The 24,762-nt window shown below is 62.4% G+C and carries 30 protein-coding genes and 2 pseudogenes; 12 read left to right on the top strand and 20 right to left on the bottom strand.

Going from position 1 to position 24,762, the window contains the following annotated elements; genetic code table 11:
- Positions 1-31: 31 nt before the first annotated feature.
- From ACFTSA_RS13755 to ACFTSA_RS13710, 10 genes are all read right to left on the bottom strand, one after another.
- Positions 32-268, bottom strand: coding sequence for a hypothetical protein (locus tag ACFTSA_RS13755; protein ID WP_377923049.1), 237 nt, complete (start codon positions 266-268; stop codon positions 32-34).
- A gap of 23 nt (positions 269-291) precedes the next feature.
- The gene (locus ACFTSA_RS13750; protein WP_377951962.1) at positions 292-885 is read right to left on the bottom strand and encodes a hypothetical protein; all 594 of its coding nucleotides are present in this window, start codon (positions 883-885) and stop codon (positions 292-294) included.
- Positions 886-1,049: 164 nt separating this feature from the next.
- Complete coding sequence (locus ACFTSA_RS13745; protein WP_377951960.1) at positions 1,050-1,385, bottom strand: hypothetical protein; 336 nt, start codon at positions 1,383-1,385, stop codon at positions 1,050-1,052.
- 32 nt (positions 1,386-1,417) lie between these two features.
- Complete coding sequence (locus tag ACFTSA_RS13740; protein ID WP_377951958.1) at positions 1,418-1,585, bottom strand: hypothetical protein; 168 nt, start codon at positions 1,583-1,585, stop codon at positions 1,418-1,420.
- Positions 1,586-1,602: 17 nt separating this feature from the next.
- Positions 1,603-2,352 (bottom strand): hypothetical protein, encoded by a 750-nt coding sequence (locus ACFTSA_RS13735; RefSeq protein ID WP_377951957.1) that lies wholly within the window; start codon positions 2,350-2,352, stop codon positions 1,603-1,605.
- A 12-nt stretch (positions 2,353-2,364) separates the two neighbouring features.
- Positions 2,365-2,631, bottom strand: coding sequence for a hypothetical protein (locus tag ACFTSA_RS13730; RefSeq protein ID WP_377922880.1), 267 nt, complete (start codon positions 2,629-2,631; stop codon positions 2,365-2,367).
- 471 nt (positions 2,632-3,102) lie between these two features.
- Positions 3,103-4,665, bottom strand: a complete 1,563-nt coding sequence (locus ACFTSA_RS13725; RefSeq protein ID WP_377951955.1) for a cutinase family protein — start codon at positions 4,663-4,665, stop codon at positions 3,103-3,105.
- Positions 4,666-4,816: 151 nt separating this feature from the next.
- Positions 4,817-5,815 (bottom strand): hypothetical protein, encoded by a 999-nt coding sequence (locus ACFTSA_RS13720; protein ID WP_377951954.1) that lies wholly within the window; start codon positions 5,813-5,815, stop codon positions 4,817-4,819.
- The gene (locus tag ACFTSA_RS13715; protein WP_377951953.1) at positions 5,812-7,008 is read right to left on the bottom strand and encodes a sensor histidine kinase; all 1,197 of its coding nucleotides are present in this window, start codon (positions 7,006-7,008) and stop codon (positions 5,812-5,814) included. The genes ACFTSA_RS13720 and ACFTSA_RS13715 overlap by 4 nt, the downstream gene beginning before the upstream one ends.
- Before the next feature lie 2 nt (positions 7,009-7,010).
- A complete protein-coding gene (locus ACFTSA_RS13710) occupies positions 7,011-7,748 on the bottom strand; it encodes a LuxR C-terminal-related transcriptional regulator (RefSeq protein ID WP_377951952.1) in 738 nt (245 codons plus the stop codon).
- Between the two features lie 241 nt (positions 7,749-7,989).
- On the opposite strand from ACFTSA_RS13710, the gene ACFTSA_RS13705 reads away from it, so the two are divergent.
- The 6 genes from ACFTSA_RS13705 to ACFTSA_RS13680 all read left to right on the top strand — a co-directional run bounded on the left by ACFTSA_RS13705 (position 7,990) and on the right by ACFTSA_RS13680 (position 12,150).
- Positions 7,990-8,301 (top strand): hypothetical protein, encoded by a 312-nt coding sequence (locus ACFTSA_RS13705; protein WP_377951951.1) that lies wholly within the window; start codon positions 7,990-7,992, stop codon positions 8,299-8,301.
- A 132-nt stretch (positions 8,302-8,433) separates the two neighbouring features.
- On the top strand, positions 8,434-8,814 hold the full coding sequence (locus ACFTSA_RS13700; protein WP_377922837.1) for a hypothetical protein: 381 nt from the start codon (positions 8,434-8,436) through the stop codon (positions 8,812-8,814).
- A 73-nt stretch (positions 8,815-8,887) separates the two neighbouring features.
- On the top strand, positions 8,888-9,739 hold the full coding sequence (locus ACFTSA_RS13695; RefSeq protein WP_377922838.1) for a hypothetical protein: 852 nt from the start codon (positions 8,888-8,890) through the stop codon (positions 9,737-9,739).
- 211 nt (positions 9,740-9,950) lie between these two features.
- Positions 9,951-10,409, top strand: a complete 459-nt coding sequence (locus ACFTSA_RS13690; protein WP_377922839.1) for a DUF4870 domain-containing protein — start codon at positions 9,951-9,953, stop codon at positions 10,407-10,409.
- 229 nt (positions 10,410-10,638) lie between these two features.
- Positions 10,639-10,965, top strand: coding sequence for a DUF4190 domain-containing protein (locus ACFTSA_RS13685; RefSeq protein ID WP_377951949.1), 327 nt, complete (start codon positions 10,639-10,641; stop codon positions 10,963-10,965).
- Between the two features lie 3 nt (positions 10,966-10,968).
- Positions 10,969-12,150 carry a DUF4190 domain-containing protein gene (locus ACFTSA_RS13680; protein ID WP_377951948.1) on the top strand — a complete coding sequence of 394 codons (1,182 nt, stop codon included), beginning with the start codon at positions 10,969-10,971 and terminating at the stop codon, positions 12,148-12,150.
- Positions 12,151-12,498: 348 nt separating this feature from the next.
- Here ACFTSA_RS13680 and ACFTSA_RS13675 read toward each other — a convergent pair whose 3' ends face one another.
- Both ACFTSA_RS13675 and ACFTSA_RS13670 read right to left on the bottom strand, forming a co-directional pair.
- Complete coding sequence (locus ACFTSA_RS13675; RefSeq protein WP_377952052.1) at positions 12,499-13,203, bottom strand: tectonin domain-containing protein; 705 nt, start codon at positions 13,201-13,203, stop codon at positions 12,499-12,501.
- 230 nt (positions 13,204-13,433) lie between these two features.
- A complete protein-coding gene (locus ACFTSA_RS13670; RefSeq protein ID WP_377951946.1) occupies positions 13,434-13,964 on the bottom strand; it encodes a hypothetical protein in 531 nt (176 codons plus the stop codon).
- Positions 13,965-14,212: 248 nt separating this feature from the next.
- Between ACFTSA_RS13670 and ACFTSA_RS13665 the strand changes: the two are divergent.
- Positions 14,213-15,501, top strand: a pseudogene (locus ACFTSA_RS13665) (IS3 family transposase).
- Positions 15,502-15,689: 188 nt separating this feature from the next.
- Here ACFTSA_RS13665 and ACFTSA_RS13660 read toward each other — a convergent pair.
- Together ACFTSA_RS13660 and ACFTSA_RS13655 are read right to left on the bottom strand one after the other, a co-directional pair.
- Positions 15,690-15,875, bottom strand: a pseudogene (locus ACFTSA_RS13660) (IS5/IS1182 family transposase); the annotation flags it as partial.
- Positions 15,876-15,976: 101 nt separating this feature from the next.
- Positions 15,977-16,222, bottom strand: a complete 246-nt coding sequence (locus tag ACFTSA_RS13655) for a hypothetical protein (RefSeq protein ID WP_377951945.1) — start codon at positions 16,220-16,222, stop codon at positions 15,977-15,979.
- Positions 16,223-16,708: 486 nt separating this feature from the next.
- Between ACFTSA_RS13655 and ACFTSA_RS13650 the strand changes: the two genes are divergently transcribed.
- Positions 16,709-17,521, top strand: coding sequence for a LuxR C-terminal-related transcriptional regulator (locus ACFTSA_RS13650; protein ID WP_377951943.1), 813 nt, complete (start codon positions 16,709-16,711; stop codon positions 17,519-17,521).
- Between the two features lie 361 nt (positions 17,522-17,882).
- Here the strand turns inward: ACFTSA_RS13650 and ACFTSA_RS13645 are convergent, their stop codons facing one another.
- A complete protein-coding gene (locus ACFTSA_RS13645; RefSeq protein ID WP_377951940.1) occupies positions 17,883-18,938 on the bottom strand; it encodes a hypothetical protein in 1,056 nt (351 codons plus the stop codon).
- Positions 18,939-19,147: 209 nt separating this feature from the next.
- On the opposite strand from ACFTSA_RS13645, the gene ACFTSA_RS13640 reads away from it, so the two are divergent.
- Positions 19,148-19,729 carry a hypothetical protein gene (locus ACFTSA_RS13640; protein WP_377951939.1) on the top strand — a complete coding sequence of 194 codons (582 nt, stop codon included), beginning with the start codon at positions 19,148-19,150 and terminating at the stop codon, positions 19,727-19,729.
- A 63-nt stretch (positions 19,730-19,792) separates the two neighbouring features.
- On the opposite strand, the gene ACFTSA_RS13635 is transcribed toward ACFTSA_RS13640, so the two are convergent.
- Entirely contained in the window at positions 19,793-20,317 is a 525-nt protein-coding gene (locus ACFTSA_RS13635) for a hypothetical protein (RefSeq protein WP_377951937.1), read from the bottom strand.
- Positions 20,318-20,441: 124 nt separating this feature from the next.
- Between ACFTSA_RS13635 and ACFTSA_RS13630 the strand changes: the two genes are divergently transcribed.
- Positions 20,442-21,410, top strand: coding sequence for an IS481 family transposase (locus ACFTSA_RS13630; RefSeq protein WP_377951935.1), 969 nt, complete (start codon positions 20,442-20,444; stop codon positions 21,408-21,410).
- Between the two features lie 26 nt (positions 21,411-21,436).
- On the opposite strand, the gene ACFTSA_RS13625 is transcribed toward ACFTSA_RS13630, so the two are convergent.
- The 3 genes from ACFTSA_RS13625 to ACFTSA_RS13615 all read right to left on the bottom strand — a co-directional run bounded on the left by ACFTSA_RS13625 (position 21,437) and on the right by ACFTSA_RS13615 (position 23,081).
- On the bottom strand, positions 21,437-21,868 hold the full coding sequence (locus tag ACFTSA_RS13625; RefSeq protein ID WP_377951934.1) for a GNAT family N-acetyltransferase: 432 nt from the start codon (positions 21,866-21,868) through the stop codon (positions 21,437-21,439).
- Positions 21,869-22,024: 156 nt separating this feature from the next.
- Positions 22,025-22,648, bottom strand: coding sequence for a class I SAM-dependent DNA methyltransferase (locus ACFTSA_RS13620; RefSeq protein WP_377952051.1), 624 nt, complete (start codon positions 22,646-22,648; stop codon positions 22,025-22,027).
- Between the two features lie 34 nt (positions 22,649-22,682).
- On the bottom strand, positions 22,683-23,081 hold the full coding sequence (locus ACFTSA_RS13615; protein WP_377952050.1) for a DUF4259 domain-containing protein: 399 nt from the start codon (positions 23,079-23,081) through the stop codon (positions 22,683-22,685).
- Between the two features lie 156 nt (positions 23,082-23,237).
- Between ACFTSA_RS13615 and ACFTSA_RS13610 the strand changes: the two genes are divergently transcribed.
- Together ACFTSA_RS13610 and ACFTSA_RS13605 are read left to right on the top strand one after the other, a co-directional pair.
- On the top strand, positions 23,238-23,783 hold the full coding sequence (locus ACFTSA_RS13610; protein ID WP_377951932.1) for a hypothetical protein: 546 nt from the start codon (positions 23,238-23,240) through the stop codon (positions 23,781-23,783).
- A 23-nt stretch (positions 23,784-23,806) separates the two neighbouring features.
- Entirely contained in the window at positions 23,807-24,133 is a 327-nt protein-coding gene (locus tag ACFTSA_RS13605) for a hypothetical protein (protein WP_377951930.1), read from the top strand.
- A 57-nt stretch (positions 24,134-24,190) separates the two neighbouring features.
- Here the strand turns inward: ACFTSA_RS13605 and ACFTSA_RS13600 are convergent, their stop codons facing one another.
- Positions 24,191-24,736: a hypothetical protein gene (locus ACFTSA_RS13600; protein ID WP_377951928.1), complete on the bottom strand. Its 546-nt coding sequence runs from the start codon at positions 24,734-24,736 to the stop codon at positions 24,191-24,193.
- Positions 24,737-24,762: the final 26 nt, after the last annotated feature.

Here is a 24,762-nt window from a genome sequence, read left to right as displayed (position 1 = left end):
TCGTATGTTTCGAGGGCGTCCCGGCTTCAGGCTAGAAGATGAAGAAGCCCCAGCGGCCTCCCCGGTAAAGGTAGACGGCGTAGGCGATGAGCAGCGGGCCTGCCCACAGGCCGTTCAGATGCCCTGAGGCCGATGACGTAAAGGCGAAGATGAGACTGGCCGAGCCGATCAGCAGCCAGAAGGTCCCCAGGACGTAACGGGGTTTGCGGCGGACACGGGGAACCGAGGAGTTGACGGTCTGGTTCAGGGTTGGTGGCTGTTCTGGCATGATGTGCTCTTTTCCTTGATGGTTTACGGGCCCGCGGCCAGCAGTTTTTTCGCGATGTTCTCCAGCGCCTCGCGCCTGGTTTCCAGGACGGGCGGGTTATTGACGGTGAACGTGTAGACGGTGATCAGGGACGTCCCGTGCAGGACACTGAGCTGCCCGCCGCGGTCCGAGTTCCACCAGTACGCTTCGTCGCCCAAGGCGACCTTCTCGCCGCCGCCTCGTTGTTTCACGACGGCGGCGAAATCCTTGCTGCCTTGGTAGTTCACGGAGACACTGAGGAAATCCCTGGAGATGTAGTCTTCTTTGCCTTCGGCTGCGGCAGGTCCGATAGAAAACATGCACACCGTGATTGGCGATGTGTCAGGGTGGGTGAGGGGGCTGTCAGTGAGGGTGGACTTCCCGATGGCGGTCTGCACCACCTCCCCGATGTCCAAGTACGCGCATCTTTGCACGGTGGCCGGGTGCACCCCCAAGGCGACGTCGTAAAAGGCTGACTGGTCCCTGGGCGGCGGAACGTTCACCGGGGCCTCTGCATGGGTCAGGTCGGTTGCCTCGTTGAGTGTCGGCGCGGCCGCCGGGGTCGAAGGTGCGGCCGGTAAGGCAGCGGCCGTGGGCATCGGTGACGCGGTGGGAGGAGCAGACGGTACTTGTATCGAGGATGACGCTGCCGTGGCAGGGGCCGGCCCTGGCCCCGCCGGTTGCGAGGCGCAGCCGGCGGTGACGAGAGCCAACGACAGAAGACCAGCTGACATTCCTAGCCGCCCTGAAGGCGACGTTCTAGTCACCATCTCTTTGCCGACCAGTTGACGGCGTTTTCCAGTGGGCTGCTGCCGTTCTGTTTGGCGGCTTCTTTATCCTGGATGCCGAGCATTCCGCAGTACGAGTGGATGGCCTGCGAAATGCCGAGGGCATTGCCCATGGCGTTGGGTTCCAAGTCATGTGCTTCGAGCAGCGCCTCCTGCGTCTTGTTTCGTTCGCTTCGGGACTGCGCGGCGTATTCATCGCAGGTTGTCGCGCCGGGATTGGAACACGCAGCGAGACCGCTGGCCGTCAGGATAATCAGGGCAGAGACACCCAGCGTGCGGCTGCGGCGGCATGTTGATGGGGAAAAGAACACGGGGACTCCTTGGGTACGAGTGTGTGAGCGCCCTACTTGGAGGGGAGCTTTTGGGCGGCGAAGGTGCAGATCGCGCCGACCACGAGCATGCCGATGAAGACAGGCGCTTCACGCGGGTAGTAGCCCAGGATGGAGACCTTGAAGATGCCGATGACGATCAGGATGAGGCCGACGGCGGTGAGTACTCGTTTGGCGTTCATGGGAGACCTTTCGAGAGTTATTGGAGCGGTTCGGGTTCTGCGGCCGGCTCGGGTGGCGGAGTGGTCGGCAGGGGTGGTGCGTATTGGGCGGCGCCTGCAGGCCAGCTGTTGGGTAACTTGTAGGCCGCCATCGTGCCTTTCTCTGGCAATGGTGCGGGGCCTGCCTGGAGCAAAGCGTTGAAGGCGTCCACTTCCTCGTCGTCGAGGGGGTGAGTGTCGGCCTGTCGGTAGGCGACGGTGCGTTTCATGAGGTCGTGGGCGAGGGCGGCGGTGTCGGTGCTCTTGTCCAGGGTTAGCTGCAGGTACATGGCGGCGCCTTCGGAGTTGAAGGCGAGCCGGAGGGTCTCGGCCGTGAGTACGCCGTAGCGTGGCTGGAACAGGATGGAGTCCAGCCACGGGTAGCGCAGGTGTCCGGCCAGTGCCTTGCCACGGCTTCGGCCGGCGGCGAGGAGCTTGCTGCCGGCGTTCAGGACTAAGGCTGCGCCTCCCCCGACCCAGCCGCCGCCTTTGTCGTAGTTCGCGCAGACCATGGCGAAACGGGAATCCGTGACGTAGCAGTCGATCCGCACGTCGTCCACGCCGGCTGCCTTGCGGAACCGTCCGCTGCCGGGTTCGTAGATGTGCACCTCGGCGGAGGAGGCGTGGATTGGCCCGATGATGTCCCCGTCAAGGTCGTCCCAGGCCAGACGGAGGTTTCGGTTGATGCTGGGGTACGCGAACGATTCGGGTTCCCCGGGTTCGGTCACGGCCAGCGGGTTGTAAACCACGGTGTGCTCCGTTCAGTTCTTCACGAAAGGGTTGGGCCGGACCCGCGGGTCCTCGGGGATCGCCGTGCCTCCACTGCCGAGTAGCCGCGGCAACACGGCGAGGAGGAAAGCGATGTCCGCGGCCAGACCGGCCACGCCGAGGACGCCGCAGATGGCCAATGTCGTAATCCAGAAACCGCGGTTCCGGTCGGCGGCCAGCCAAATGCCAGATGGTCGTGTCAGCGCATAGACGAAGACGGCCGCGTTGGCGATGTAGCAGATGGTGATGAAGGTGTTCATGCAGGCCCTCCGGCAGTGACGGACTGTGTGGCGGTTTGCCCCCAGTCCCGTGGGCTCAGCGCCCTGAATTCATGCTGGATCCTAGGCACGGATTGGCACCTTCGTGGAGAGATTTGCGGGCACGGAAGTGAAGTGTCCCCGGAAAGGCGTACATCCGTCAGACATGTGACGGGCATCGTGCCTTAGGTGTCCCGTATAGCGTCAAATCTAGGCGGCTTCCCACGTCGAGCGGACGGAAGTTTCGATTCGTCAGACTGAGGCGTCCGGAGAAACCCAGAGCCGTCCGAAACAAGACCGGCCGGTTCCCGGCATTGCGGATGCGCCCCGCCGGGCGTGGGGCTAGCCGTTCCGCGCACAGGCGGTCGCAACCTGCAAGGCCTGCTCGGGGCCACAACGACGAGATGCTGCAGAAAGCGACGTCTGAAATCGATACTCACCATGGACCCCCGACGCACCAGGAATCCTCTTACCTCAGCGGGTCAGGGTGATCGGGAAGGCCAGGTCAGTCCAGGCGCCTGCACCCGTGGAATCATTTGCGGCGACGAGAATCGTCCGGGAACGGGAGGTAGATGCATCCCAAGGGCCCCAGTCAATAACCGCCTTGTACGACCATTTTTCTCCGACATCAAGAACCTTGTTCCCGTTCGTGTCGCCACCGACAAACGAGTAAAAGTCGCTGGCCGGGTCTTCGCGGTCCGTTAGGCCGGTGAGCGGCGTCGCGGGCGAGGGAGCGTTCTTGACGACATCGAAAGTCACCACCGAGTAGGGATAGGACCGGTCGGGAGTGGTCAAATACGACGTCTGGAGATTCACCAGGGACAAGGATGGCGACGGAACCGCGAAGGCCTGCAGCGAGCCTGACACGACTTTGCTCGTGCCATCATTGAAGACCACCTTGACCGAGTAATTTGCGACCCCGACGGACGTTGCTGACCATGTCAGAGTCGCCGGGATTGTTGGCTCCCCGGCAGAAAGAGTTGCGCCCGGAATCGGAGTTGAAATCCATTGGACAGAGGCCACGTGCAGTCCGTCCGGAGCCAAAACGGCGCTACATGTTTGCCCAACCCGAACGGGCAGCGCAGGCGTCGTCGGTACAGGTTTGGGTTTGAGGGTCTTGGACGTCTTGGCAATGTTTGTCGCAGCGGATTTGACGTACACGTCGTTGGCGCCGCCAGGCCCATAGGTGCCATGAATTTTCTCGGCTGCCTTGAAGGCACGGACGTTGCTGGCTGTGGCAAGGATGGCGCCGGCGCCAAAACCGATGCTGAGCTTGATGGAACTGAAATCGCAAACGAGATCGCCGGAGTGGCACACGGAATGGAACCTCGCGGCTTGCCAGTTGGAAAGGCTGGGGATGGCCGCAGCAACGGGCCGATAAGTTGCGGTGGTCGCTCCGATCCTTGCACCCGCCCACCAGATGCCGCTGCCCGAAGCGCGTGCCGTGTCGTAGGACACCCCTCCCTGGTTGGCGACTCTGTCACCGTCGGCGATTGCAAGGACGCCATCCAGACGCGGCAATATCTGGCGCGCCAGTGCCGCGTACTTAGCGTTGGGCCGGGCAAGCTGCCACAGGACCCGATGCATGACCATCGCGCCCTGCGAATATCCCATGAACACGTAATGCTCCCCGTGAGCGCGGCACGCCGGCTCACGCTTCGAGAGGAAGTTCAACGTATCGAGGACACCCTCATCTATCGATTTAAAGAAGACTGGCCGCGTCTTTGCAGTCAGGAGGGTCTCGACACCCGCCGACGGATAAGGCACCGTGAAGTAGCCGATCTTGTAGCCAGTCATTTTGCTGGCATACGTTTGCAGCCCCAACCAGGCTTCGGGGCCAAAGCCCTTATTTTGAGCATATGTTTGGCCAGATCCCTCGGCGCCCAGCACGACAACATCCTGGCAGGTGCTCGTCGAACCCACGGGTGTGAGATTCGAGGTTGCCGCATTTGCCGGCGACACCCCCATCAATGCAAGGCCCGCGACAGCGACCATGGCCGCAACCAGCTTCCCGAAACGCCCCGAATTTAAGCTCAATGGTCCCCTCCATCTGCGTGGCATCGTGCACCCGATGCGTCCGTGCCGAAACCTACCCCAACTGCCAAATTCCCGCGATTGTCCCGGGCGGCAGAATTCCGAGATGTCCCCGGAAGTGCGTACACACATCACGTCGGTGTGGGAAGTCGACTTACGCATCCGGGGAACGGTCTGCGAACTCGACGAAGGTCGGCTCGTCGGGGTTGTCCGGGGTCGAGGCGAAAATTGTCACGGCCAGCTTGCCGCCCTGTGGCCTGGCACGGGCGGTGACGGTGCCGGTTCGGGCCTGGTTGAGGATGTTGACGACGCGCTCGGAGACGGCGGCCAGCATGCGCGGGGTCAGGTCCTGGCGGCGGTCATCCAGGAGCTGGACGGTCACACCGCGTTCGCGGGCTTTCCGGGCTGCTTCGACGACTTCAGCGGTGGCGAGGACGCGGCCGCGGATTTCGTCGCGGAACTGGGCTTCAGCGAGCTGGAGTTCCTGCCGTTCTGCGTCTGTGATCGCGTGCCCGGGGTCGGCGATGCGGGCCAGCGCCGGCGCGGCGACTTCGCTGACGTGCTGCAGCCACTGCGTCCGGGCGACGTGCAGGGCCTGTTCGGCGGCGTACCAGTCAGCAGCGGCCTCGGCGTCGGCACGGTACTGTCCTACTTTGCGGTCATTGGTTCGCAGCAGGTGGCCGATGCCGGTACTGACCAGGACCCAGCCCACGGTGGCGATGTTCAGCATGAACCCGCCGACCACACCCATGGATGCCCCTGACGCCCACACGGTGGTGAGGATGACGGAGAGCAGTACCCCGATCCAGGACAGCAGGACCCGTCCGCGGATGTTGACGGCAACCAGCAGCGTGTAAGTCGCGGCCAGGTGCCAGGACGCGTAGCCGGGCCATTCGTCCGTGGGCAGGACGCTGTCGACGAGGACGATGACCGCGACGGTGGCCGCCAGGGCGGTGATGCCTGAAGTCAGGGGCAGCTGGCCGGGGCTCGGTTTGAGGACGACGGCAATCCCCGCAAGGTAGATGGCCATCGCCAGGTAGACCGGCCCCGGGGATGAGACCATATCGAGGGCGAGTAGGCCCAGGGTGATGTGCACGGCGACGAAGACGATGCACAAGACGGTCATCACTTTGGTGGAGATGGCGCGGATCATGCCTCCGCTCCTTCCCAGCTGAGGCGGACTTCGGTTCCGGCGAGATGCGGGGTGATAATGCTCGCCGAACCGCCGACGGCTTCCATGCGTCCGATGATGGACACCCGGATGCCGAGCCGGCGGTCCGACACGAGGCCCGGGTCGAAGCCGCTGCCGTTGTCTTTGACGGAGACGGTGATCTTCGCCGCCCCGGCCGCCCGGTGGCCGGTCAGGCTGACTTCACAACGGGTCGCCCCCGAGTGGCGGACCGCGTTATTGATCGCCTCTGTGGTTGCTTCGAAGACAGCCCGGACCACATCGCCCGGCAGGAGCAGGTGATCGGGAGACTCGCACACGACGTTGACAATAGGTTCACTGGTACCGGTGCCGGCAGTGAAACGGATGCGGGCGGCCACCTCGGCAAGGGTTGCCGGTCCCGCCTCCGATGCCGCCGTCCCTTGTTGTTCCAGCCTTTGCAGGGCACTTTGGGCCAGTCGGGCGCTGGCGTCCCGTTCCTCCGCTGACCCGGCCTGTGACGCGGTCAGCAACGCCGTCATGACGGAGTCGTGAAGCAGCCCGTCGAGCCGGAGCCGCTCGTTGCTGAGTGCCATCGCTGACGCTGCCTCCCGGTATTGTTCAATGGCCTGGTCCGCGGCGGAATCGGCGCGCGCGGCTGCACGACGGAGGATACCGATGGTCACACAGATGATGAGCCCCAGCACCGTGGCAAACAGGGCGTCTTCCAGAGCCACCTGCAGGCTGGCTGAGCCGCCTTCCGGGGTCGTCCTGACCATTGTGAACACGGTCCCGATCACGATGGTGTAGATGCAGCCGGTTCGGGGGCCGAAGCTAAAGGCGCACCAGGCCGCACCGACATTGATCATGGCCCACAGCCAGGGAGTTCCGAAGCTTTCCGGGACGGTCGTGGGAACCGCCAGCGGCCACAACGCCAGGCCTGCCAGGACAAGGAATGCCAGCGCGCCGGCAGTCGCGGTCAGGCCGCGTCCGCGGATGGAGGCGGCCGTGAACGCCGCGACGACGGCCAGGAACAGCCAGAGGAAGATCGCGTTCCACCAGGTGGCCGCGTAGGCGGACTCACTCATGATGGAGCCGGAGGCCTGGAGCAACAGGAGGAGGGCGAACGCTGCAATGCCTCGACCCATGAGGCGGTGGGTGTCCAGCGCCGAGATACCGGCCAGCGAAGAGGTCAGCACGATCAGCGCTTCCGCAGCGGGAGCACCGGCGGCAGGATGCCGTCTTCAACCGCCCGAATGTAGAGGTCGATTTTGGTGTTGGCCGGGCGGCCTGCCGCCTCGTACTTTTCCCGGATACGGTCTATGTTTTTCTTCACGGTGCTCTCGGCAATGTTCATTCGCCTGGACACCTGATACTGGCCGAGCCCGGCCGCATACAGGGCAATGCATTCGCGTTCACGCTCCGACAGGTTCGCTTCGACGAAATCAGAGTCCACCTCGATCGCCGCGGCCAGCTCCTGACTGTCGATCGTCTCCCCGGCAGCGATGCGTCGCAGCTTGGCGAACGTCTCAGCGATGGGCTCAGACTTCAACGAGACGCCCATGGCCCCGTTCGCGAGGGCATCCTGGATCTGCCACACGTTGTCACCAATGGTGAACACGAGCACCCTGTACCCCGCGGCGGTCAATTTGGCGACATTTCCACCAGGCTGGGAGCCGTCGGCCAGTGACAGGTCCAGGGCAACGACATCGCTGGGCCCGGAAGCATTCCCGAGTGCCCTCAAGAAGGCATCAACGGTGGGTGCAGCCCCCAACACCGTCACTCGCGGTGTCTTGTGCGGCGCTTCCCTGCCGGCGGACAGGGCAAAGCCGACCCGCACCGCCTCGTGATCGTCAATGATTCCAGCGCGTACTTTTTCCAACCCCATTGCCCCCTTCTGCGATCGGACAGCTCCGACGAAGATCAGTTTGAAGTTCAAGCGAAAATGTTCCAAGTGTGACGCGCCACATGTTCTCTGCGTGTCATGAAACCGGCCGCTGTCCACAGTTCCGGTGACAACTGGCCCCCCATCAGATCAAGAACAACCGCCATCACTCTGCCCCGATCTAGTCTCGGGGCAGTACCCCGGCCCAGGGGATCCACGAATTGAAAGGCAGGCCATGGTGTCAGGGAAAACTGTTCGCGCGCTGTCCGCAGCCGCTGTCCTTCTCGGAGCCGGAATGACGCTGACCGGATGCAGCGGGGCGCCGGAGCTGACAGGGCACTGGTCAGCGGACGACGGCACGGGGACGAAGGTCATCAACGATGCGGGCGCCTGCCGCGGGATGTTCTATTCGGGCGGCAAACCACTGGACATCGGCGGAGGAATGTCCTGTTCCCTGTCCGACAAGAAGGGCTCAAACGGCCACTACTCGCTCGTCGTAACCCAGCCGCCTAACGAGGCTTCCTACCAGGTCGAATTCAACGGCAACGACTCGGCCACCGTCTACGACGGATCCGGAGCACGCCTGTACTCGATGAAGCGGCTCTAGCCGCTTTCAACACCACACCAGAACCGGGAATCCAGCGGCAAGATATGGGGGGCCGCTGGATTCCCCACCCTGTTGTGGAGTCTCAAATCCGCCTGCCCAACAGCGCCCCTTCACCACAGACAGGAAACGACAATGGCAGCCATTGACGACAAGATCGAAGCAACGAAGCTCATCCTGCACACGCCCAAGTCCTTCGACCGGATCCGGGCACTGGGGCTTCAAGCCGCCTCAGCGGCTTCCGGAACTCTCACCAAGGTCCACGAAGGCGAAGTCGACGCCAACAAATCGATCACTTACACCGTGAAGCGGGCTGGCTTTCTGGACGTTATGACCTTTGGGATTGTCTACAACCAGTCCGGAAACGCCGGCGACAACACCGTGCTGCTCGTCCCGGGAACATATCTGACCAGTCAGCCCAAGCTGCTGGTGTTCATCCCGATTGGCCCCAAGGATGCCGCCGGCTACCCGCCGCTGAAGAAATTCTCCGACCACATCAGGGCTGCGCTGTCCTGAAGGGCCCGTGACTACGCCGCAATCTGTCCCTTCCAGCCTGACCCAAACATCCACCTCAGACAGGACCCTGACCATGGCAACCATCGACAGGAAGACCGCGTCTTCAAAATTCGTTCTGCGTGCTGGTTGCGCCTTAGCCGTGACGGTGATGACAGCCTTATCCGGATGCGGGAGCCCCAGTTCGACGGGCAGTCCCGCAACCGCCGTTGCACCGGCCAGCAGCTCCGCTCCTGACCCGGCCGCCATGTCCGTCACCCCGACTCCGACCGAAACCCCTGCACCTCCGGTGCTGGGACCGGCCAAAAAGTACATCGTCACAGTCAAAAGCAGCCAAGGCTACGCCCAGGAAGCCACCCTCACGCTCTACCCGGGATACAAGGGCAGTGACCGTGCGGCATTGAGCCAAGGCTGGGCGGCCGTCGGCGGTACAGGCGAGAACCCGTGCAACGATGTCAATCCCGCTAATGACATGATCACCAACTACACCCTTAAAACTGATACCTCCTATTTCGTCTTCGGCACCCTGACCATCCAAAACAAATCCAACGGATTCCGTCCCGAGCCGACCACTTGGCAGTGGGTAGGAAACACAGGAGGCCGAAGTGGCGTCTGGTCCGATCCCGACCCCTCCATTGACACGGACTTCGCGGTCATGGGGGTCGGCTACAGCAGTGGTGGGGATTGCGATGGCCTGATGTCGGGCGGATTCATGATTAATCCAAAGTGGAGCGACGCAGGCGACCAGTGGGGGCCCGTTCCCGTTGCGGTCGCAATCAGCGGTGTTTACACCCCGAACCACCCGGCGGGCAACATGAAGAACATCACCGCCTTCCGCCTCAACCAGGGACCCTTCGGCGGCTCGGTCACCGACGCCTCAGGGAAGAAGATCCAGGGCATACCCCTGCCCATGCCCGCCAACCCCTAGGCTGTTCTCCTGCCCTCGGCGGATCAGCCTGCCGGGCGTGCGGCCGGTACCGGCAAGACAATAGCGAAGCAATCGAACGACACAATCCAGAATCGTGATGTGATCCTGAGCAACGGCTCCTAATCTCAGTCTTACCTGAGGGGGAGGGTATCGACCTGTTTCAGGTAGCAGGCAACACTGAACCGCAAGTACGACCTGAACAGGACCTACGATGAGCAACCACGCACCCGAGTCATACCCCGAGCAGCCGCCGGTACCGCCTTACCCGCCGGCACCGTCAGGAGTTGCCTGGAGCGGCTCCCTTTACCGGCCCCCGGTAGCCCCGCCCTCGCACCAGCTGAACCCCTATGAGGACAAACAGTGGGCTACCTTCGCTCACCTCGGAGGGGTCACCGGCTTCATTCCGGCACTGGTGATCTACCTGGTTTTCAAGGACAGGGGCCGGTTCGCCAAGCAGGAGTCAGCCGAGGCGCTCAACTTCCAAATCACCATCGCGGCGGCCAACCTGGTCTGTATCATTTTCTCCCTGATTCCGTTCATCGGCCTGCTGTTCAGCCTGGCAATTTTCGGGCTTTGGGTGGCCTTGATCGTGTTCTCGATCCTCGCGGGCTTGGCCGCGAACAGGGGCGAGCCATACCGCTACCCGCTGCCATTCCGCATCATCACTTGATCCGCATGGTTCCGGTAGATGCCGCCTCCGTGCATTCTCATCGCAGCTCAACTCGCGCAGGAGCTTCGGCCCGCCAGGACGCCAAACGTGGGGGAACCATATGAAATGCCCGAACTGTCACACGCCCAGCGCCTCCTCGGCGAGTTCCTGCAGTACCTGCGGAACAACCATCAAGGCGTCTCCAGTCGATAACGTCGCCCCGGTTAAGACCTCAAGGCGGGACGGCCGCATGACCATTGCGGAGCGCCGTGCTGCGGGCATCGAAACCAGCGCATCGCCCGTCATTACCGCTCAGTACAGGGAGCCGGTGTACGGACCGCCTGGCCACACTGGCACGAACGGGTTCGCCATCACGTCTCTGATCCTTGGTGTACTTGGCGGGTCGCTCCTGGCTGTCATCTTCGGCCACCTCGCCAAGGCGCAGATCAGGCGCACCGGGGAACAAGGGAACGGCCTGGCAACTGCAGGGCTCATCCTTGGCTACATTGGGACCGCGCTGGTCGCCATCGTCCTCATCGGCGCCATTGTCGCAGCCGTTTCCTACAGGGGGTACTGAACCATGCACAACGACCACTTAGAACGCGGCCGTCCCGGTTTCCATGACACGGACAGGTACCCGTCACTCCCGGACCGGGCGCCCACCGGCTACGCCCCACAGTCATATGCGGCCCCGCCCAGGACCAACCCCTTCGCGATTGCGTCGCTGGTGCTCTCGTTCTTCATGACACTCTTGTCGATCATCTTCGGGCACGTAGCGCTGAGCCAGATCAAACGGACGGGAGAGCGTGGACGCGGCCTGGCCCTCGCAGGTCTCTGGATTTCCTACCTCTCAATTGTGGTCGCCTTGGCGGCCGTCGGAGTGTTGTGGGTGATGGCCTTGAACGCCCAGAACGCTGTGAGCGCTTACGGGAACGCTGGCGGGGGCTATTCCGCGCCTACCCCGTACTACAACAGCACCCCGCAGCCGTACAATTCGGCACCGGCGGATACGTCCCAGCCTATTTACAGCTCCGACACCACGTTTTCAACCCCGCAAGAGAGCACTCCAGCCGCGGACGGGCCAGGTGCCGTTCCGCAGCCGGCTTCGTCCACGCCTGTCAGCGACGCGGATCGGGCCTTCTGCCAGAATCGCGGAGTGCTCCTCTGGCTGGCCGGTTCTGCGACTTACCGCGGGGCATTGTGCTCCATTGACGGCTCCCCGAGACTCATCAGCATGGCCAAGGACGTCGGCGGCAATGTCACCTTGCCGGCGCGGTCCGACGCCAGCTCGTTCAGCGCCACCGCGCCCGATGGTACTGAATATTCGTACGGACAGGGCACCGTCACCATCACCACGGCGTCCAAGACCTTCAACGAACCGACCACCCAGTGGGAGGCTGGCACCTCATCGTCGCTCGAATCCCCGGGCGACCTGGGCATCAGCACACCGATTTCCTATCCAACCTGCGACGACAGCGTCATGATCGTCTACGGCACCTCGTGGAACAGTGCAACGGATGCCGCCGAGGTTGAAAAGCTTCTGCAGGCCCACCCCGGGTCTTCCTACATGCGCACCGACCTCAGCTGCCGGGCATTCACCGGCCCATCAACTGCCAACAGCGAAGGCGCATATGTGTATGTGGTCTACTCCGTAGAGTCGACCCCGGATGCCGCCTGCAAGGCAATCTCGGGCACCTCCTACTACGGTCGGATCCTGAGTAACTCCCGGGAGTCAGGGGACAACAAGCTCCAATGCGGCTGACCCGGCGGCCCCACAGCACCCCCTTCCAAACGCATCCTTGAGCGAACTACCGCTCAGGGCTTGTACCTAAAGCCGAAACGGAACGAGTCAAGGGACGACGCGTAGTCGGCGCTGGTCTGACTCTCGGCCAAAGAGGATTGCGGGCGAATAACAGATAGCACGTACCGCTCATTGTGCTCATGGTCTTCCAGAATCGCTTTCGTGCGTCCGCTTACCCGACATCCTCAAACAGGTCGCATCAACCTAGAGTTCATGAGACGAGAGAGGGCACCATGAACATGGCGCCCACTCCGTGACGTTGTTCTTGTTCTATAGTGCGGTAACATCGCTGAACGGATGGCGCCCCTGTCAAACGAAACGGTAGATTCTGTTCTCTGGTGTTACGCCCCATACTCGGGTGGCGCTGCCGACCGAGATTTGCTTCAAGCGACCATCAATCCGCACCCAGTGGCCCTGTCGCTGATTTCGGCGGTAGATCCTGTTGAAGGCGTCGACCCCCCACACTGTTCCGTCCGGGGCAACAGCCACTTGCGCCAGCGTTCCCGCGACAAGCTCCCATGCGTTCCCCCTGCGACGGTATATCCGGCCGAGGGCACCGACGCCCCAGATTTGAGAGGCACTGCCAACGGAGATCTGCCTCAGAGTCCCTGGGACCTGAGACCAGCCAGTCCCAACGAATCTGTAGATCAGGGACGCTGCACTGATACCCCATACCGTGCCGTCGGCACCCACCGACACCTGAGCCAAGGACCGCCCGAGTATTTGCTCCCAGGCGTTGTTCCTGCGATGGTAGACGGCATTGTTCGCGTTGACCCCCCAGATTAGGGAACCGCTGCCAACCGAAACTTGCTTCAAGTGCCCGGCCTCGCGAATCCAGACGTTTCCGCTCCGACGATAGATTTCGTCCGATTGGTTGACTCCCCAAACGGACCCGTTCGAGGCCACGGAAACGTGCTTGAGTGACCCAGGAACGCGCTGCCATGTAGCCGCGGCTGCCGGTTCGGCAGTGAAGCCGGCCAGGGCAGTACCCAGCAATCCGGCACCACTTATCATCGTCTGCCTTCTGCTCATGACCAGTCGTCCAGGATCTGGAACAGAAGCATTCGTGGTGACCAATTCCTCTTGGAATTCTCGTGTCATCGTTTTCTTCCTTCAATCAAAACAATAGGGACCCAGGGCCCGATAAGCATTGTTGGGGGACGTCGAGAAACCAGACAGCCTGGCTCCCAGACAAAGGTTCAGTAGGATCCCAGCGCCTAGGGATCGCGCTGTCCATGGCACCGCTAGGGGGCAGCGAGGGCGGGGCACAGGTTTTGCTGCTTGCCGGACAGGCTCTGGAATGTCGATTTGCCGGACGGGTCGTTAGCGATGACTGCGTTGCCGGTGTAAAGAACCGTGCGGGCGCCACCGGTGTCCGTACCGAAGAAGATGAAAACGTTCTGGCCGGTCAGTTTGAATGTCGTTGACCCGTCAGGCGCCACCGTCGCAGTTGTTACAGACCCGTTCGTCGGAACTTGGATCGACTTGCCTGTCGACTCGTTTTTGAAGGTCAGGATGAAACCGTCACCGCCGGTCACAGAACGCGTGAATCCGTTCTTGGTTTTGATGACTCGGGTGACCTGATTACCACCTGTCCCGCTGACCGAGATTGTAAAGTCCGGACACCCCTGCAGGCCTGTGACCGGCCCGAAGTCTGCCGCCCACGACGGTTGGGAGGCAGCTAGCAGCAGTGCCGTCAGCATTCCCGCGGGCGCCAGGCGCCGCATTCTTGTGCTCATGGCGATCTCCAGTGCTGTGAAGCTGTACAGCTTCATTGGTGACGTGCCCAGCGAAGGAGACCGCACGCCGGAATGGTTACGGGCCAGGCCCTGACTGCGGTCCCGTTCAGGACTGCGGATAACCCAGGGTTCCCGGACCCTGCTCTCACCCAGAATATTTACGCAGCTCGGCTGGTCCCATACGCATTCTTACGTACCCCCGAAAGCTCCAATGCCAGCGGGCGCAGGCAGTTTGAACCGTCCCGGGTTTGATGCCGCTATCTTCTGTGAGAAAGATAGTGATTGTGCCCAAGCAGTTCCCGCCCGAAGTCCGTGACCGTGCAGTGCGCATGACCATGGATCGGTTGTCCGAATACCCGTCTGTCTATGCTGCTTGCAAGGCACTGGCGCCGAAGCTCGGGGTCGGCGCTGAATCGTTGCGCCGGTGGGTTGTCCAGGCCCAGATCGATGCCGGTGAGAAGACCGGGCCCAGCCGTGATGAGCTGGAGGAGATCAAGCGGCTCCGGGCTGAGGTGCGGGACTTGAAAGAGTCCAACGAGATCCTCAAACAGGCTTCGATTTTCTTCGCGAGGGAACTCGACCCTCGCCGCCGCTGATTTGTCGATTTATCGACGAAATGCGCGCTGTTGGTTATGCGGTCGAGTCGATCTGTGCCGTCCTGCGGGAGCAGGGCGTTCAGGTCGCCGCACGAACCTACCGGGCGTGGAAGAAACGCCTGCCAGCCCTGCGCACCATCGAAGACGCCCGCATCACCGATGCGCTCCGGGCCTTGAAAGTCCCCGACGCGAAGGGACGACCCCGGCCCGAGATCATCTACGGACGGCGGAAAATGACACAGTGGCTGCGCCGTAACGGCTTCCCGGAAGCCTCCAAACACGCCGTGGACCGGCTCATGCGCGAAGAGGGAATGAACGGCCTCATCAGAGGACGCAAGACCCGCACCACAATCCCCGGCAAAGACGGCCGCCGAGCCGGCGATCTGCTAAATCGGGACTTCACCGCCCCGTCCCCGAACCAGATCTGGGTCACTGATTTCACCTACGTCCCGGTCTACTCCGGATTCGTCTACGTCGCCCTGGTCATCGACCTCTACTCCCGGGCGATCGTCGGCTGGGAAACCTCAACCGTCAAGGACTCCGCGTTCGTCGAGCACTGCCTGCGGATGGCCCTGTGACGGCGCGAACACACCGGCCGCCCGGCACCGGCGGGACTGATCCACCACTCAGATGCGGGAAGCCAGTACACCTCGATCCGTTACACGGACACCCTGGCCCTGGAGGGCCTGGAACCGTCCATTGGCAGCGTGGGTGATGCTTATGACAATGCAGCCGCCGAGACGGTGATGGGGTTGTTCAAGAACGAGGCCGTCGCGAAGGACTCACCGTTCCGCAGCGGGGCGTTGAAGACCGAAACCGACGTGATGGAAATCGTCTTCGAGTGGGTCCACTGGTACAACAATGAACGCCTGCATTCCGCCCTGGATCACCAGACGCCAGAGGAATATGAGCAGACATATTATGATCTACAAACCGGCCCGTTACCCGACGACGCCGCCAACAAACAGGCGGAATGATTCCCGGGACGGTTCACTCTGTGGCTTACCTGGCACAGCGCCGGCAGCTATCGCAAGTACACGGCTTGTAAGACCGAATGGGCACAAGACCTCAGCATTGAACCCGAGCAGGTAGAACAGCTGATCTTCAGGGGCAACTGACCGCGGTGCGGATTTAGCCCCCGTCCTTACACAGCGTTCGTTTGGGAGGACGTATCGGCGATCTTCTCGTGCATGATCCCGAGCACGAGGACCTGGACAAGCTTGTCGAACACGACCCGGTCCGACACCCGGGGCCGGTGGCACCCCAAAGGATGGGTGTCGATCACGGGCGGAAGCAGGGCCTCGAATTGGGCCCAGAGGGGATTCATGACGGGTAATGGGACGACAGGCACAAGCTTCCCGAGGCAACACTGGTTCTAGACAAACACGTGTTTATCAAAGCTTGTGCCTGCGCCGTTAAATCCAGCACGACCCCACCTACCGGCGGAACCTCTTAGGGCTTGACGCCGGAGTTTAGGTGGTTCTCATAGTCTTGACCGGCCGCGCGCATGTCTTCTTCGGTCACAAACCCCCAGTCGGCGAGAAGGATGGGGCGATATGATTTTGCTCCGCTAGTGCAGCGCACGTCGTCGTGCCAATTCTCGTTCATGGTCGGGTCGTAGAAACATGACCACCGCTTACCGAAGACTTTCTCCCACGACTCTTGTTGCGCCTCTTCGATCTCCTGGTCGGTGGGCACGTAGCCTTCAGCATAATGTTGGACGGGCGGACGAGAGGCTTGAACGGACGGACGAGAGGCTTGGACGGACGGACGAGAGGCGCTAGTCGGTCGATCTCCGTTAGACCCCCAAGACACGCCTAGTTGACTGGAGATGAACATAGCGCCAATGCCGAGCACCACTATGCCGACGATCCAAGCGAGGACGCGGATGCTGGGGTCGGCCAACGCCCCGCTACGGTCCTTAGGCTTCGTCGTCATTTCCCCCCTTTGGATTAGCTTAGCGCTCGGCGCGGACTGGTTGGCAAGAGGCGTGCACGTCCCGAAGATCCGTTACGCCTGCATTCCGCCCTGGATCACCAGACGCCAGAGGAATATGAGCAGACATATTATGATCTACAAACCGGCCCGTTACCCGACGACGCCGCCAACAAACAGGCGGCATGATTCCCGGGACGGTTCAATTTCCTGTGTCGTCCAAGATGCATGCGGGTCTAAAATGCGCGGGTGGAGTGTAACGAGGCACAGTACCGCACATGGCTGGAGCTCGTTGGAGACATCCTTCAACAGCCGGCTGGCGTATCCATGCGGCACGAGGAGCAGCTCCTCGATCTCCTCATGCGGTCTTTCAACGGCGTATGCGCCACGCGAAACCAGGTTCGGCATAAGTGGGCAAACCAAATCCTCGAGTGCTGGCCCCGGAACTACATCCCCAATGAGCCGCCAGGAGATTATGACCACAGACACCAACCGCTGCTGCGTTGGCACTCGTTCACCGGGCAGAGAGGGCCGCAGTCGCTGTGGCGCGTCCCTGACACTCTGGCCAGCAACAGCCTCAAGCGGACCTGGGATGAATTAGCCGGGCCTTGGAATATCAACCATCAGCTATCCATACCGCTACAAGGCGGCGGGGCTGACCTCAATTCCTTCCTCGTGCAGCGATCCGATCGTGACTTCACCGATCAGGAACTCGACCTGGCCTCGTTGCTGCAACCCATCCTGACCGGAGTGGCCCGCCATCTTGAATTGGCGTCAAACGGTGACAGGACATTCGTGCCGGCTTCTGCTTGCAGGCTGACCGTCCGTGAGATGGCCATAATGTCCCTGCTCAGCAACGGCCTGACGGCACAGAGCCTGGCGAGGCGGCTGAGCATTTCGCCCCGCACCGCTGAAAAGCACCTGGAAAACATCTACCGCAAACTCGACGTCGGTGATCGGCTGATGGCAGTACGACGGGCTTATGAACTGGGCTTACTGACGCCACCCGCCGCCAGCATCCAGATAGTCCATTCTGACCACCCACCGGGCCGCTTCAGATAAGAGTCCGGGTAACTGACCTTCGGCGGCCGAGCAGGAGGATCTCGAAGCAGCCTGGGCTGAATTGACAGAGGCTGCAAAAGACTCGAAAGTCCTCAGATTCAGCGCCTGTACACGGACCGGGCGGCCTTGGACAACCGATCCCAACGCTGTTCGAGCCATAGCCTCCGTGCTCCGAGACTTCCCGGCCACGGGCGCACAAGCGAGCCCGCAACTGCCCCCCACGAAGCCCTGAACGGGCCAATAGCTTGTTCTGATTTTGGACGTGAAATCCCTTGAACTTCCGGGCCGGCCACCTTGGGGCCAGCCCCCGGTCTGGCAGTTCGCCCCGTTAGTCGGCCGGGGGTCTCTTCAGCGGGGCGGGTCAGCCGCCAACCTTGCTGATGGCGTTCTTCACGTGCGCCACCACTTCTTCGATCCGATAGCCAGGATGCACCTCAATGAGCTGGCAACCGAACGCGTCGCAGAGGCCTGACTTCCGGGCGTCACGTTCCTGCTGCAGCTCGAACGCCTTGGCACCGCCGAAGTACTCCACCGGCCCTGCGTGCTGGGCGCCTTGGTATTCGATTCCGATGTTGCGCTTAGGGAGATAAATGTCGAGACTCTGGGGCGCCAGCCAACCAGGGCGGCCCTGGTGGACTACCCGTTCGTCCGGAAAGGCTGCTTGGATTTCGCGCAGGAGCGCCATCTCCGAGACCCACCCCTCCCCTACGCGGGGTATTTTGGCTGCGTCGCGGGCGGCATTTTCAGCGTCCCGGACGAGGATCCGAAACTTGGCATGAAGGAGGATAAAGTGCAGACTCCAGGCAACCCAAGGCCGCGGCCACTGGATTGGCTCCTCATATCCTTGGAACCCTTCGAATGCACGGAGCGGCTCCGCCGACGAGGTGGCTTCCAGCGCGTCCGCGAGGATAGACCGCACGGACTCTCCTGTAACGCGCGGCGCCACGTCACCTTCGATGGTGGCCGCAATGTCGTCCACAGGTCCGTCGGCAGTTATCCGCGTCCAGAACTCCTGGACAAGACTCACGCCATGAGAAGAATGAAAGTCATCGAGCCGGACTTGAAGCGCGTCCAGTAAGACGTCAACGTGCTCGAAACCCTTCTTGGTGATTCCATACTCCGCCCATTTGAACACCTGCCACGCTGTCAACGGGGGATGGTTGAGATGCTCCGCCAGGGTCAGATAGAGCGACGGGGTAGCCTGCTCTCCCAGCAGCGCGTAGCCGGAGGCGAAGTCGCCCTCAAGGAAGTAGAAGTCAGCCAAAACCTCCTGGGCATCGTATGGGGCAGGTGTTCCATCAAAGGAACGCACGAAACGCTCCAGCCTGCGCTTGGCTTCGACTGGATGCGTGCGGCGCTCATCCAGCACCTGAGCAAGCAATCCTTGGTCCAGCGGCGCTTCGTCATGTAGACCCACGATGGCCTATCCTTTCTGTCGGTGTCGGTTCTCGCCGGTGTGGACAAAGAGGTTGCTCTCCTCCCCGGTAATGCAATGCCAGCACAACACCCAGAAGGGCAGCCCCTCGCCGTTCACCTTACCGGCCTGCGCAATGAGGCCGTCGGGGCCGCCGCGCGAACACATAGACTTCGGGGAGGACTCCCGGCCCCGACCCGAAAGTTCCGCCCATGCCTGCCCTTGACCCCGAGTACCTGACCTTCCACTACAACTGTGAGTACCGTGGCGTTCCCGGACCGGACCACGACCCGAGCGACTTTCCGATGGACTGGACCGTGTCCGTTACCGGGACTGACTGGAGCGATGACGAGGACGGCGACGGCGAGGATGTCCACGTGGGCGGGGCGTTCGTCAGGATCGTTCCCGGCGCCGGCGACATCGACCTGCTGTACACGATGGACGCGGTCGACTCGGAAATGATGGGCGTCGCCGAGATGCTCGTCAACGACAAACCCCTGCTGCTGGAGTCCAGCATGAGGCTTGGCGGTGACCTGCTCGTGCTGTCCTCCATGACCGTCGAGCCCAGGTTCCGGGGCAGCCGCACCGGCCACGCCATGCTGCGGGCCATCCTGGATACCGTCGGCCGCAACACCGCACTGGTCATCCTGGAAGCCGCTCCCCTGCTGGACGATGACGCCCCGTTGGAAGGCTCCCCCGAGCATGCGGCCGCCAGGAAGAAGCTGCGCCGGTACTGGATGGACTTCGGCTTCCGTGAGGCGGCCGGCGACTACCTCTACTTCGAGGCCGCCTGATGGCCGCCTGATTATGAAAGCAACGGGGCGGCAGCTTGCCAGCGTATGGGAGCAATCCGCCAACTAGGCGAACGTGCCTTGCCCATGGGCCTGCATGGCTTCGATCACCGGAGCCGACCCTTCGAGGCGGTAAACGTCGATAGGTCGAGCGCCGAGCTGGGCATTGTGGCCCTCAAGCCAGAGGCGGCCCTGTTCTGCGGTGAAGGCCGTCAGCAGGTGGCCCATGAGGGAATTCAGGTCCGTTAGTTGGAGCCGGTTCTCTTCATTCGGTGTGTCTTCCCCTTTGATCCACCGTCCCGGGCGGTCTTTGTTGACGCCGAGGAGGGCTGCCACAGCATTGTTTCCGAGAGCATTAACCAGTCGTTCCGTCACGGCTTGAGGGCCATAATCGCTACTGGCGTTGAATCCCGCTAGGCGTACGATCGCGGTCTTGGTGGCAGCCTTCCGTCGGATCGGACGACGCGCTGGTACCGGCTGGAATCGCTTGGGCAGGATGGCCTCACCGTTGCGAACCTTGACGGTAAAGGCCATACCGCCTGATTTCAGGACGACTGTCTGCCCTGGCTCCTTCGCAGCGCGCTCTTCCACAGGCTAAACACTAGTTGTATTGACCACGGACGTTAGTGACGCTCGGCGTGGTTCGGTGACATGAAGAAGACCTCCGGGTGGAGTGGGGCTTGTCTAGAGTCCAATTCCACGCACGGAGGTCTTCATGTCCCACCCTAACGCTCTTCTGACGCCCCGTGGCCGGCTGCAGCTCACGCAGTGTGTCGTTGACCAGTGTTGGAGTCTGCGCCGGGCCGCGGAACGGTTCCAGGTCTCGGTCCCGACCGCTGCGCGCTGGGCTGAGCGCTACCGCGAGCATGGACCGGAAGCAATGGAGGACCGCTCCAGCCGCCCGCACTCTTCGCCCCGGCGGACTGCCACGCGTACCGAGCGGCGGATCATCGCCCTGCGTGTGAACCGCCGGTGGGGCCCTGCCAGGATCGGTTATCTGCTGGGCATCCACCCCTCCACTGTCCATCGTGTGCTGTCCCGCTACCGGCTCGCGAAACTGGCCTGGCTCGATCGCGGCACCGGAAGGGTGATCCGCCGCTACGAACACGACAAGCCCGGGGACCTGGTCCACGTCGACATCAAAAAGCTCGGCCGTATCCCCAACGGCGGCGGACACCGGGTCCTGGGCAGGACCGCCGGGTGGAAGAACAAGACCGGCACCACGGCCAACCGCCGGCCCGGCTATCACTACCTCCACAACGCCGTCGATGACCACTCACGCCTTGCCTACAGCGAGATCCTCACCGACGAGAAAAAGGAAACAGCAGCAGCCTTCTGGTCCCGGGCCAACGCCTGGTTCAACGCCCACGGAATCACCGTCCAGCGCGTCTTGACCGATAACGGGAACTGCTACCGGTCCCGCGCTTTCGCTGAAGCCCTGGGCCCGGACATCAAGCACAAACGCACCCGCCCCTACCGGCCACAAACCAACGGCAAGGTCGAACGCTTCAACCGGACCATGCTCGAGGAATGGGCCTACATCCGCCCGTACCGCTCAGAGGCCGAGCGTGTCGCCGCTTTCCCCGACTGGCTACATGCCTACAATCACCACCGAGCCCACACCGCCCTCAAAGGTCAGACACCGGCCAGCCGCGTCACCAACCTCTCAGGTCAATACAACTAGTTGCGGGGCGGACCGTGCCAGAAGGCCTACTCCACCGCCGGCAGGACCCGCCGCATGACAACACGGGGCCATGCGCCAAGACCTTGAAGCGCCTCCGTCTCGACGAGGCGGCGCATTGCTTCAGACCACGATGACTCCGGCAACTCTACGAAACCAATCCGGGCGTAATACGGGCCATTCCATGGGACATCGCGGAAGGTCGTCAGGGTCAGCTCCCTGAACCGGTGGCTTGCAGCCCACCGTCCTGCTTCTTCGATCAGGTCCTTGCCGATTCCCTGTCGTGCGTGTTGGGGATGCACCGTGACCTGGGCGATGTGCGCAGCCCCATCCATCTCATCAATGAGGATGTAAGCAATCGGGTGGTCCATTGCATCGGCGGCGATCCAAGCCCGGCCAGCGTCGGCGTAACGCCTCAGCTCATCCAGGGCCGGCGGATCATCGTCCGCGATGGCGTCCATCCCCAAGGCCCTAAAGGCCTCGCCAGCGAGAATCTCAACGGTCTGCAACGACTCCAGGTCTGATGTTCGCGCTCGTCGGATCACTCATCAAGTCAAGCATGCTGGGGTTCATTTGAAGTGCCAAGGCTGCAGCCCGGCCCAGAGGAGTCTTCGCCTTCACTTCGTGTTGTCCGGCTCTTCGGGCCCAATACGGCACGCGATTATTCCAGCTTGTGAACGCGCCCCGGGGTCGGACCGCCGGCAGACTTCCCTAACTTGGAAGCCGGCTCTTGCCAGCCTGTCCGCCATCACTTCTGGGGATAAGAAGTAGGCCGTTGCGACGGCATGCGCAAACGGCGCACCGTCAGGTCCCTCGAAGAATCCCAAAAGGAGACTTCCTCCGGGCGCGATGCTCCGTCCGAACTCGTCGAGAGCGGCCTCGAGGTCGTGGGGCGAAAGGTGAATCAGGGAGTACCAGGCGAGGACGCCTCCAAGGTGACCATCCGGAACTCCAAGGTCAGCGAACGAGGCGACCCGGAATGGAACATCCGGGAATCGGCTCCTGGCGTGCTCGACAAACACCTGCACCAGATCGATACCTTGGACGTCAGCCCCCAGGCCCTTGAGGAAATCAGTCCAGTGCCCGGGACCACAGCCGGCATCTATCACAGGGCCGCGCACAGCCTGCGCCCAGCGCCCAATTAGCTCCCGGTCCTGCTCATGCGCCCGCTCGACCTCCCCGAACAAGGCGACGTACTCCGCCGCCCGGTTGGAATAGGCCGCACCAACGTCAGATTTCATCACCCTGTTGAGCCTATATGAGCCTACGCGGCCGCTATCGCAGGGCTGCTTGCAGTCTCTCGGAGAGCTCCGTGAGGGATTCCCGCCATTCCGGTTCGTCAGCGTCGTCCCACAGTTCAGCGAGCTCGGAGTCTTCCCCTGCCACCCGGGCAACAGCCTGCAGCGCGAGCTCCACGTCCGCCGGGCCGAGATCCTCCCCGTGGGCGGAGAGCCACGCCTCAGCATCCTCCGGTAGATCACTTCCGGGGCTTCCCTGGGAGGCCGACGTGATCTCCGCAGCGGCAATCGCGACACTGCCCTCCGGCGCCTCCAGGTACCCTTCCCCGGGGCTGGTCAGCGCAGCCCGGACAACCTCCGCACCGCCGCCGTTGAGGCCGTCGAGCCAGTCCAGTGCGTCGTCATTCTCGAAAGGCAAAAAGCCCCACGCGCCCATCTGTCTTCCCCTCTGGTAGTCATTCAACTGTGGAGCATAATAGGGCGGCAGCTACTGCGGAAGAGTGAAGAAGCTCTTCGGGCCGTCTGCGCCCAGCAGATATGAGCGGGCCGTTTAGCCGTCGCTCACGCGCCCGGATGCCGGTAGGCTTCGGGCATGGGGTTCCTTGGGGGGAAACGGGTCCGTGGCATGGTGCTATTGCTGGTCGTTGCCAGCTCGGCAGGCTTGAGCGCGTGTTCATACACGGACGATGAGGCGGGACTTGCCACCGCCCCGCCGGCATCAACTTCCCGTCCGGCCCCGCCTCCCCCACCGAAGGCCGATCCCGCCCTCGCCGAGAAGCAGGCAGCTAACCAATCGCAACTGGACCGGATCCTTGGCCCCCGGCCCGCTGCTCTCGTTTTTGGCGGCTCGGGCGGGCTGGGAGGCGACGGGCACCGCACCTCGCTGTCTGGCATACCAGGCGGACGCTACAAGGTGACCTCGGCATGTGTCGGCATCACAGATGCAACCCTCCTCATCGCGCAGCCGGACAGCAGAGGAGGAACAACCCACGAACTCGCACTCAAGTGCGGAACAGCCAGCACCATGACCGTGAATCTCGACGTAGGCAAGGTCTTCGCCCATCTGGTGCCCATGACCACCGAGCGGAGTAACGCGGCCGTCGCCGGTTTCTGGATGGTCCCGGCCCCGTCACCATGAATACCGTCCACCAGGAAGAGCGCATGAACCACGAGATGTTCCGGTACCTGCCTTGGCCGTTCGAGGGCGACACCTTCCCGCCAGCCCTTGGCGCCGCCATCATGCGGACCGTCCTGGAAGGAGCCCGTCCGGCACTTCAGGTTTTGCACGAACCCGAGGGCGGCTGGGCCATCTCCGACGGCGAAGCAGATCCGAACGCTCCGGGAGCGTTGATTGCCACACACATCTGGCACGTCGTCTCGGCAGACCCTTCCCTCGCGCAGCTGGCAGCCATGCCACCCGGCACGCAGGCGGATCGCCTAACCCGTGACGACCCGTGGGAGTTCCGAGCATTCAGCTGGGACGAGTGACGGCTGTGGTCGCGGCTCCCGGTGTGAGAGCCGACACCGAAAACGCGGCAGGCTGCGTCAGGCAACCGGTGGCTGCAGAACAGTCTCGCGGATTTGCTGGAGGCACTCCGGACTGGCGGCAATTTCGACGGTGCCACCGCTGGTTTTGTAGGTCATGACCATGAACATCCGCTGGGTGACGTGCTTGGCGTCCTGTCGGTTCAGCCGGCGCGGCACGGACACGCCTTCGAGCCCTTCCAGAACCGATGGGCGACCGGAAGGTTCGAGAGTGTCATAGACGGCCGGCTGAAAATCAATGCGACCTGGTGACAGGGTGGCGACACCCATATTCCAGATGCCGCTAAGAGACCCCGGCCGGGCCTCCGGATACCTCAGATAGACCAGGCGTTGCCCATGCTCGGTGAGTCTGTCGGAGGTCCGCCTCAGCCGCCTTACAGTGAAGTACCAGATCAGTGCGGTGCTGATCGACCCCATCGTTGCACTGAAGAGAGCATCATCCAGCCGACCTCCGATGACAAGACTAACGGCCAGCCCAGTACCCCAACACAGGACAAGAGCCATCACAAGCACTAAAACGGGGTGTCTGCTGCCCCACTTCTTCATGGGCCAATACTAGGCGCGACAGCAGC

The organism is Arthrobacter sp. NPDC057013 (assembly GCF_042674585.1).
GTDB lineage: Bacteria > Actinomycetota > Actinomycetes > Actinomycetales > Micrococcaceae > Arthrobacter.
Note: the sequence above shows the minus strand (reverse complement) of the source record. Positions and strands in the feature narration are given on the sequence as shown.

What these genes read in the sequence shown, in the direction of transcription:
- ACFTSA_RS13755 (WP_377923049.1), bottom strand. Translation starts at nt 268, where the DNA reads ATGCCAGAACAGCCACCAACCCTGAACCAGACCGTCAACTCCTCGGTT.
- ACFTSA_RS13750 (WP_377951962.1), bottom strand. Translation starts at nt 885, where the DNA reads ATGCCCACGGCCGCTGCCTTACCGGCCGCACCTTCGACCCCGGCGGCC.
- ACFTSA_RS13740 (WP_377951958.1), bottom strand. Translation starts at nt 1,585, where the DNA reads ATGAACGCCAAACGAGTACTCACCGCCGTCGGCCTCATCCTGATCGTC.
- ACFTSA_RS13730 (WP_377922880.1), bottom strand. Translation starts at nt 2,631, where the DNA reads ATGAACACCTTCATCACCATCTGCTACATCGCCAACGCGGCCGTCTTC.
- ACFTSA_RS13720 (WP_377951954.1), bottom strand. Translation starts at nt 5,815, where the DNA reads ATGATCCGCGCCATCTCCACCAAAGTGATGACCGTCTTGTGCATCGTC.
- ACFTSA_RS13705 (WP_377951951.1), top strand. Translation starts at nt 7,990, where the DNA reads ATGACGCTGACCGGATGCAGCGGGGCGCCGGAGCTGACAGGGCACTGG.
- ACFTSA_RS13700 (WP_377922837.1), top strand. Translation starts at nt 8,434, where the DNA reads ATGGCAGCCATTGACGACAAGATCGAAGCAACGAAGCTCATCCTGCAC.
- ACFTSA_RS13695 (WP_377922838.1), top strand. Translation starts at nt 8,888, where the DNA reads ATGGCAACCATCGACAGGAAGACCGCGTCTTCAAAATTCGTTCTGCGT.
- ACFTSA_RS13690 (WP_377922839.1), top strand. Translation starts at nt 9,951, where the DNA reads ATGAGCAACCACGCACCCGAGTCATACCCCGAGCAGCCGCCGGTACCG.
- ACFTSA_RS13685 (WP_377951949.1), top strand. Translation starts at nt 10,639, where the DNA reads ATGACCATTGCGGAGCGCCGTGCTGCGGGCATCGAAACCAGCGCATCG.
- ACFTSA_RS13680 (WP_377951948.1), top strand. Translation starts at nt 10,969, where the DNA reads ATGCACAACGACCACTTAGAACGCGGCCGTCCCGGTTTCCATGACACG.
- ACFTSA_RS13675 (WP_377952052.1), bottom strand. Translation starts at nt 13,203, where the DNA reads ATGATAAGTGGTGCCGGATTGCTGGGTACTGCCCTGGCCGGCTTCACT.
- ACFTSA_RS13670 (WP_377951946.1), bottom strand. Translation starts at nt 13,964, where the DNA reads ATGAAGCTGTACAGCTTCACAGCACTGGAGATCGCCATGAGCACAAGA.
- ACFTSA_RS13640 (WP_377951939.1), top strand. Translation starts at nt 19,148, where the DNA reads ATGCCTGCCCTTGACCCCGAGTACCTGACCTTCCACTACAACTGTGAG.
- ACFTSA_RS13630 (WP_377951935.1), top strand. Translation starts at nt 20,442, where the DNA reads ATGTCCCACCCTAACGCTCTTCTGACGCCCCGTGGCCGGCTGCAGCTC.
- ACFTSA_RS13625 (WP_377951934.1), bottom strand. Translation starts at nt 21,868, where the DNA reads ATGGACGCCATCGCGGACGATGATCCGCCGGCCCTGGATGAGCTGAGG.
- ACFTSA_RS13620 (WP_377952051.1), bottom strand. Translation starts at nt 22,648, where the DNA reads ATGAAATCTGACGTTGGTGCGGCCTATTCCAACCGGGCGGCGGAGTAC.
- ACFTSA_RS13615 (WP_377952050.1), bottom strand. Translation starts at nt 23,081, where the DNA reads ATGGGCGCGTGGGGCTTTTTGCCTTTCGAGAATGACGACGCACTGGAC.
- ACFTSA_RS13610 (WP_377951932.1), top strand. Translation starts at nt 23,238, where the DNA reads ATGGGGTTCCTTGGGGGGAAACGGGTCCGTGGCATGGTGCTATTGCTG.
- ACFTSA_RS13605 (WP_377951930.1), top strand. Translation starts at nt 23,807, where the DNA reads ATGAACCACGAGATGTTCCGGTACCTGCCTTGGCCGTTCGAGGGCGAC.
- ACFTSA_RS13600 (WP_377951928.1), bottom strand. Translation starts at nt 24,736, where the DNA reads ATGAAGAAGTGGGGCAGCAGACACCCCGTTTTAGTGCTTGTGATGGCT.